Genomic DNA, 6947 nt, shown 5'->3' with positions numbered 1-6947 from the left:
GCAGTTAGCAAAATGATGTTTTAAAAATGGCAAATCTTCTGGATGAATTAATTCATCTAATAGACTATCTTGAAATTTTTGTAATTCTTCAGCACTATAACCTAATAATTCAGTAACGAACGGATTGCAGTAAACATTTTTACTAGTGGCTAAATCATAAATATAAAGAATATTCGGCATTAAGTCGTTAAGTTGTTCTCTAAATCGAGTAATTTCTTGAAGATCTTGGTTAGCTTTAAGCAAAGCAGATGTTTTTTCAGCTACTCGTTGCTCTAGCTCTTGATTGAGATGCTGAACTTTTTCTTTGGCAATTTCTTTTTCAAGAATTTGCTGATTTAGCTGTTGATTTAGCTTGGCTAAATGCTGTGGAGAACGAAGTTTGAGTGCTAAAGGAATAATAGGTATTAAAGAGCAGGCAGTGTATAAAGAAATTAAAGCTGTGATTACTTTGAGAATTCCATAAATCCAATAATTGGGATGCCAAAGAGTCCAAATCTCTACTACATGAGTAGTACCACAAGATAAGATAAAAGCTCCGAATAAAATAAAAATATTCGGGAATGGCAATTCTTTTACTTGTCGAACAAAATAAATCAAAATTAGCGGAATTGAAAAATAAGCGATCGCAATCATCGTATCAGCAACAACATGTAAACCCACTAAAGGAGTTTGCCATAAATAGCAGTGTCCATGAGGAATATATTGATTGTTTAACATTAATAACTACAATAAAAAATACAAATACAAATACAAATACAAATATATAATTTATTTAAAATAACCCAAAAAAAAGACGCTCGCCATAGATATATACCATTGGTTTTAAGCAAATATTCGGATAATTTAATTAGTAGTTAGTGGTTAGTGGTTAGTGGTTAGTAATTAATAAAAATATAAATTTCAAAGTTAAATTTGCTTATTTGATCGAGTAAATAAAATATGAGATCCTTAAAAGTAGTAGACTTTAGTATCTAAATTCATTTGCCACTAAGATGCCCAACATAACTGTCAATTTACCCCAAAATGATTATGCGATCGCGATCGCTACTGATAGCCTAAAACAGTTGGGTAGTCAGATGAAACAACTAAAATTGGGGAATAAAGTCTTGGTGATTTCCAACCCTGAGATTTTTGCTTATTATGGCGAAACCTGTCTTCAATCGTTGCAAAAGGCTGGTTTTGAAACCTACACTCATTTAATACCTGCGGGAGAATCACATAAGCAGCTTCAGTCAATTCAAGGGGTGTATGATGTTGCCCAAGCCAACCATTTAGAAAGATCTTCTACCTTTGTAGCTTTGGGTGGGGGAGTAATTGGCGACATGACAGGATTTGCCGCAGCGACTTGGCTAAGGGGAGTGAATTTTGTCCAGGTGCCTACTTCACTACTGGCAATTGTCGATGCTTCTGTAGGTGGTAAGACAGGGGTGAATCATCCCCAGGGAAAAAACCTAATCGGTGCTTTTTATCAGCCAAAACTAGTGGCGATCGACCCGAACTTATTACAAACCCTTCCGCTGAAAGAATTTCGGGCAGGCATGGCAGAGGTAATTAAATATGGCGTGATTTGGGATCGAGACTTGTTTACTAAATTGGAACATCACGATCGCCTTGATTCAATCGATAATGTGGGAGATTCCTTACTAGAAACGATTATTACCCGTTCTTGTCAGGCAAAAGCCGAAGTTGTGAGTCAAGATGAAAAAGAAGCAGGATTGCGGGCAATTCTCAACTATGGACATACTATTGGCCATGCTGTCGAAAGCCTGACTCACTATCAGCAGTTTGTGCATGGGGAAGCGGTAGCAATTGGGATGGTTGCAGCAGGAAAAATTGCCGTAGCCATGAACTTGTGGACACAAGCAGAAGCGGATCGGCAAAATGCTTTAATTACCAAGGCGGGATTACCTACAGATATTCCTCATCAATTAGAGATCGCCAATATTTTAGAAACCATTAAAAGCGATAAAAAAGTAACCGCAGGGAAAGTCCGTTTTATCTTGCCAACGGCGATCGGCAAAGTTATGATTACAGACCAAGTTACACCAGAAATTATTACGCAAGCTTTAAGTTCAAAGCTTTAAGCTCTAAGCTTTTAGTAAACTTGTTCATTGCTCATTGAAAGAAATGTCTTTAGAACCCTGTAGTGTTTGTGGTACTCTTAACGCCGAAGGAACAGAAATTTGTTTAAGCTGTGGCTATCCCACTAAAGGAAATAAACGACCACCAATTTTTCGTTGGGTGGCGATCGCTTTAATTATTTGTTTTGCCCTCCCTTTTTTCGCTGGATTAATCAACTGGGTTTTACGGCAATTGAAGCCAGAATCACCATCAAATCAACCTAAAGTTTCTCTAATTCAAAAATAAAGCCGTTTTGTCAGTAATAATAATCTCTCAATCTCAATAGAGACTTTGGCTTTTAAACGATTAAAGCAAGATCTACCTCAAGAGCGAAGAAATTTTAATAGGTCAAAAGATAAAGTATTCTTACTCAAAACGTGACTGTCAAAACGCGCCGTCATTACCTCTCAAAAATTACTTCCAAGTTAAAAAAAACTATGATCGAAAAGCAACGAGCGATTGGAATATTTGCTAATCATTTAGATGCGGAAGCAGCTTTAAGAAGACTTGATGAATCTCATTTTTCTTTAGAACGGGTTTTTGTGATTGCTCGTAATGCTGAAAAAGAAGACAAAATAGTAGATACTCAACTATGTGAATCTCTACGAAATCGCTTTGACGCTCGAATCAACAGCGTTGCTGAACAAGAACATAGCATTGTTGGAAGTGAAACCGTAATTAGCCTAACTAAAGCTTTGATTCATCTAGATATTCCTGTTGAGACTGCAAGTCTTTATAATCAACTGGTTGCTCAAGGCAAATATCTTGTGATGGTGGAAGGAAACACAGATGATATATTAGGAGCTGAAACTATCTTAAAACCTTGTGGTGTTGAGGAGTGGGTAATTTATAAAATTATTTCTGACCATCCAGAAGTGATTATTGTCGATCGCCGTAGTAGTCGATAAGCAAATTAAATTACTAATGGGGAGTTTAATCTAATTCCCTTTCTATAATTGATTGATAGATTATTACTAATAAGTTTGAAAATTAAAAATATCAGCGAAAGACCTCTTTTTCTCTAATTCAAATCATCCGAGGTTAAGATATGACGAGAGTTTATATTTTTGATTTCTCGCAGTGATTAGAGACATAGATAGTTCGGCTCGGCAGACAATCGGTCAACAACAAGTTCAACAGCAGCTTATCTATAAGTATCTGCGTCAAGGTGCTAGTAGCCAAACTCCTCCAGAGTTAATTCAAAAGTTTCAGCATCTATTACAACAGGGTAAAAACGATGATGCTCAGGTAACTAAAGCTTTAGAAAGAATTATTTTTGCTGAAGAGTCTCAATTTCACGTGTTTCTCAACCAATGCTTTTACACAATTTTAGACTCCTGGCTTCATCAGTCGGAATCACTAGTTTATCTCGATCGACTGCTCAATACTTTAGATGTAGTTTGCCAAGCCAGCTCTTACGATCGCTGTCGTAAACAATTAATTCAGCTCATTAAAAACTATCAGCAGACAGAATCTTATCAACAGCTAAAGTTGATTATAGCTCTGATTCATCCTCACAAAGCGATCGCCAAAAATTTAGACAATTCTTTAGTCACTAACGAGTCAGCAGATATTAGCAATAGTCTTCCCACTCCGCTGATCAACGCTTATCTTATTCGCTATCCTTATTTATATCAGTATTTTCTGCCCCAAGATCTCGAAGCACAGCAACTGATTAAGACAATTCAGCAACTTCAGAGCGATCGCCAAAAAAACTTTGAAATTCTTTTGTCCAGACACATTATTTATCGCTTCAGACTTAAGCAGCTTGCCCAAATGAAAATGATGGCAACGGGTGCAGGAAAGATGATTATGAAAGTTGATAATCCTAGTCTCCTTTCCGCAAAAGCCTTTCAAATTGCTTTACAGCAGTATGTGGGTAAAATCGAGCAAAATAATACTCTTTTAGAGCGATCGCAGCGTTTTGTGGCTGAAAATAAATACCGTCAAACTTATCAAGTATTTAAGCAAGATTTGCATCGTTTCTTAGCCAGTCAGATTAAGCCGAGAAATAATACTTATCAGTTTTCTAGCCTCCTAGAGCAAAAATTAGTCGATATTTTTCCCCAAGCTAACGACAAACCCCTCAATCAAACTCAGATTCTCCAAACTTGTCGGCAATTATTTAGCTTTTTAATTCCCGATCCTAGATTAAACGAGCAACGAGATCAGTTTGCTGAATTGGTGGCTAATTTAGGCACAGCTCAAACAATGATGGTGCTGATTAAAATGACGTTGATTTGTCCTGAATCAAAAGCTGATTTAGAAAAAAAGATCTGTATGATTGCCACGCACTATCAGCATCAAACCGTTCGCCAAGTTCCTTGGTTGGTCAAAAGTTTAGAACATTTATTGATCGCTTTTAGTATTTATTTTGGAAACATCGATGTTTCTATTGCTAAATCAGCACTTAGCAATAAACAATGAGCAATTAACAATTTACTAAAAGCTTAGGCTCATAGCTTAAAACTATTTAGATTGGTTCTAAAAAGCGTAATGCAGTTAAATCTAATCGAGACAATTGTTCATAGGCGTTGTCTAGATAGCCTTTGCCTCTTAGGTAGCCTGTATTAGCTCCAGGCATAACATATTTAAGAGTTGTGGAGTCAAAGCGATCACGTAAACGAGCAATACTATTTAACTGCCGATTCCAGTGAAAAGTTTTAGGGGTTCGTAAGGGAACAATTTCCTCTGGAGATTTGGGTAGTAAATGTCTTCCTGTAAATAATATTCCTCCCTGTTGTCCATAATAGAGACAGCTAGAGCCAGGAGAATGTCCAGGAGTCCAAATTAATTCTAAATCTGGACGGAGGGTTAAACCATCTCCAAAAGATGTTACCTCTACTTCGGGCAAGAGATAGGCTTCTTGCTCCTGAAGAATTACTTGACAACTCAAAGCCTGCTGCATTTGCAGGACATTCTTACCAATTCCGCCTCTATGACTGATAATTAAGGACTGAACTCCTCCCTGAGACTGGATAAATTGCTGATTAGCTTCATTCCAAGCAGGACAATCGAAGAGAATATTGCCAATTTTATCTACAATTAAATAAGATGTAGCACCTAATGTATCTCGATTAGGTGTAAACGCAAATATTCCTGGCACAATGAGGCGAGGAATTTTAGTACTACCAAGGCTAGCAGTGATTTCTGTCCAGTTTTGGGGCATTCTATAAATTAGAGATACTTTAAATAATTGTTTAATTGCACCTGTATTTTATATTCTTATACTCAATCTACAGTCGAAAATAATAATTGAGCAAGAATCCTCAAAATAGATTCGGAATGTTTGTTTATGAAACTCTGGTTAGTTTTAATTTTTTTAAGTCCGATTGCCTACTTTGTAGTCGCTCGCAGCATCAAGCATAAAACCACTACCCCTGTTTGGTTGTGCTGGTTGGTAATAATGATGCCATCTTTTATTTGGACTGCTTGGACTTACATTTTTGGCGAATCACAGCCTTTACCGCTGCCAGTGTATCTAATACCTCTAATTGTTTGTCCTCTACTATATGGTTGGCTAGTTCAGCGAGGAAAAATTGAGGACAAGAGCAAATTATCCCATTCTGACGAGCAAAAACCCCCGATAGTTGAAGAAGTGTTAAAAACAACTCCACCCCGTCCAATTAACAGTCAAGAAGAAACAACTTTACGTAACTGTTTTCCTTGGAATATTTATTATCTCCAAAATATCGATTATCGCCCTCAAGCAATCTTTTGTCGTGGTCAGCTTAAAACTATTCCTGCAAAAGCCTATGAAGAGATTAAAAATAATATTGAGCAAGCTTTTGGCGATCGCTTTTTTCTAATTTTTCAAGAAAGTTTTAAAGGTAAACCCTTTTTTGCCCTAGTTCCTAATCCTGAAGCTAAAGCGACGGAACAAGGAATGGTACAGAGTGATTTACGCCTTGGATTTGCCCTGTTTCTCTTTGCGATCACCTTGCTAACCACTACATTTGCGGGAGTCACAATTGATGGTTCTACTGTGGAAAATACCTGGTCTAATCCCCAATCTTTGGTTCGAGGACTAGATTATAGTATACCTTTGCTCTTTATCATTGCGATTCAAAAATTTACTCCTTATTTGGTGTCGATTCACTACAAAATTCGGACAACTCTGCCTTATTTTATTCCGTTTCCCTTTTTACTAGACAGCTTTTCTCTTGGTACTTTAGGGGCAATTTTACATAGACGATCGCCAATACCTCATCGTAAAGCTCTATTTGATACGGCAATTTTGGGTTCTTTATTGGGTCTGTTAGCTATTGTTCCTGTATTGCTTTGGGGGTTATCACTTTCAGAAGTTGTTCCTCTCAAAGAATCATCCACCTTTGATATCCAAGCTCAAGATCCGCGCCTCTCCTTTTTGCTCAGCCTGTTGGCAAAACTCGCTTTAGGTTCAGCCTTAACACCTGAGATGGCTATTCGCCTACATCCATTAGCAATGGCGGGATGTGTCGGTTTATTTATTACTGCCATCAACCTGATGCCGATTGGACAGCTAGATGGAGGACAGATTATGCATGCTGTTTTTGGACAAAAAATGGCGATCGCCGTTGGTCAAATTACGCGCATCCTCGCCTTACTTTTTGCTTTAATTCATCCTTATTTTTGGGTTTGGACAATTATCATGTGGCTGATTCCTTTAGTCGATCAACCTGCCTTAAATGATGTGACAGAACTAGATAACAACCGCGATTTACTAGGCTTGTTTGCTTTAGCTTTACTAATTGTAATTATTTTGCCTCTTCCTAGTGCGATCGGTAGTTGGCTCAATATATAGTTTTAGTTCGATACTATTTCATACTATTTAATTTAATCAGTAA

6 protein-coding genes and 1 pseudogene are annotated in these 6947 nt (G+C 37.3%); 5 read left to right on the top strand and 2 right to left on the bottom strand.

The window, feature by feature from the left end:
* A pseudogene (locus C7B62_RS07775) lies at nt 1-717 on the bottom strand (PAS domain-containing protein); the annotation flags it as partial.
* A gap of 275 nt (nt 718-992) precedes the next feature.
* Here C7B62_RS07775 and aroB point away from each other — a divergent pair.
* From aroB to C7B62_RS07755, 4 genes are all read left to right on the top strand, one after another.
* Nucleotides 993-2084, top strand: a complete 1092-nt coding sequence (aroB, locus tag C7B62_RS07770) for a 3-dehydroquinate synthase (RefSeq protein ID WP_106234389.1) — start codon at nt 993-995, stop codon at nt 2082-2084.
* 43 nt (nt 2085-2127) lie between these two features.
* Nucleotides 2128-2367, top strand: a complete 240-nt coding sequence (locus C7B62_RS07765; RefSeq protein WP_106234387.1) for a hypothetical protein — start codon at nt 2128-2130, stop codon at nt 2365-2367.
* Nucleotides 2368-2558: 191 nt separating this feature from the next.
* Nucleotides 2559-3029, top strand: coding sequence for a hypothetical protein (locus tag C7B62_RS07760; protein WP_106234384.1), 471 nt, complete (start codon nt 2559-2561; stop codon nt 3027-3029).
* A gap of 172 nt (nt 3030-3201) precedes the next feature.
* Complete coding sequence (locus C7B62_RS07755) at nt 3202-4548, top strand: hypothetical protein (RefSeq protein ID WP_106234382.1); 1347 nt, start codon at nt 3202-3204, stop codon at nt 4546-4548.
* Between the two features lie 46 nt (nt 4549-4594).
* Here the strand turns inward: C7B62_RS07755 and C7B62_RS07750 are convergent, their stop codons facing one another.
* Complete coding sequence (locus C7B62_RS07750; protein WP_106234379.1) at nt 4595-5290, bottom strand: MBL fold metallo-hydrolase; 696 nt, start codon at nt 5288-5290, stop codon at nt 4595-4597.
* Nucleotides 5291-5416: 126 nt separating this feature from the next.
* Between C7B62_RS07750 and C7B62_RS07745 the strand changes: the two genes are divergently transcribed.
* Nucleotides 5417-6904 (top strand): site-2 protease family protein, encoded by a 1488-nt coding sequence (locus tag C7B62_RS07745; protein ID WP_106234377.1) that lies wholly within the window; start codon nt 5417-5419, stop codon nt 6902-6904.
* The last annotated feature ends 43 nt before the right edge of the window (nt 6905-6947 follow it).

This window comes from Pleurocapsa sp. CCALA 161, from assembly GCF_003003995.1.
Taxonomy (GTDB): Bacteria; Cyanobacteriota; Cyanobacteriia; order Cyanobacteriales; family Xenococcaceae; genus Waterburya.
The sequence above is the reverse complement of the archived record's forward strand: the minus strand, read 5'-3'. Positions and strand labels throughout refer to the sequence as shown.

Bases quoted from the DNA above. Each gene is read 5' to 3' on its own strand.
- aroB (WP_106234389.1), top strand. From the start codon at position 993: ATGCCCAACATAACTGTCAATTTACCCCAAAATGATTATGCGATCGCG.
- C7B62_RS07765 (WP_106234387.1), top strand. From the start codon at position 2,128: ATGTCTTTAGAACCCTGTAGTGTTTGTGGTACTCTTAACGCCGAAGGA.
- C7B62_RS07760 (WP_106234384.1), top strand. From the start codon at position 2,559: ATGATCGAAAAGCAACGAGCGATTGGAATATTTGCTAATCATTTAGAT.
- C7B62_RS07750 (WP_106234379.1), bottom strand. From the start codon at position 5,290: ATGCCCCAAAACTGGACAGAAATCACTGCTAGCCTTGGTAGTACTAAA.
- C7B62_RS07745 (WP_106234377.1), top strand. From the start codon at position 5,417: ATGAAACTCTGGTTAGTTTTAATTTTTTTAAGTCCGATTGCCTACTTT.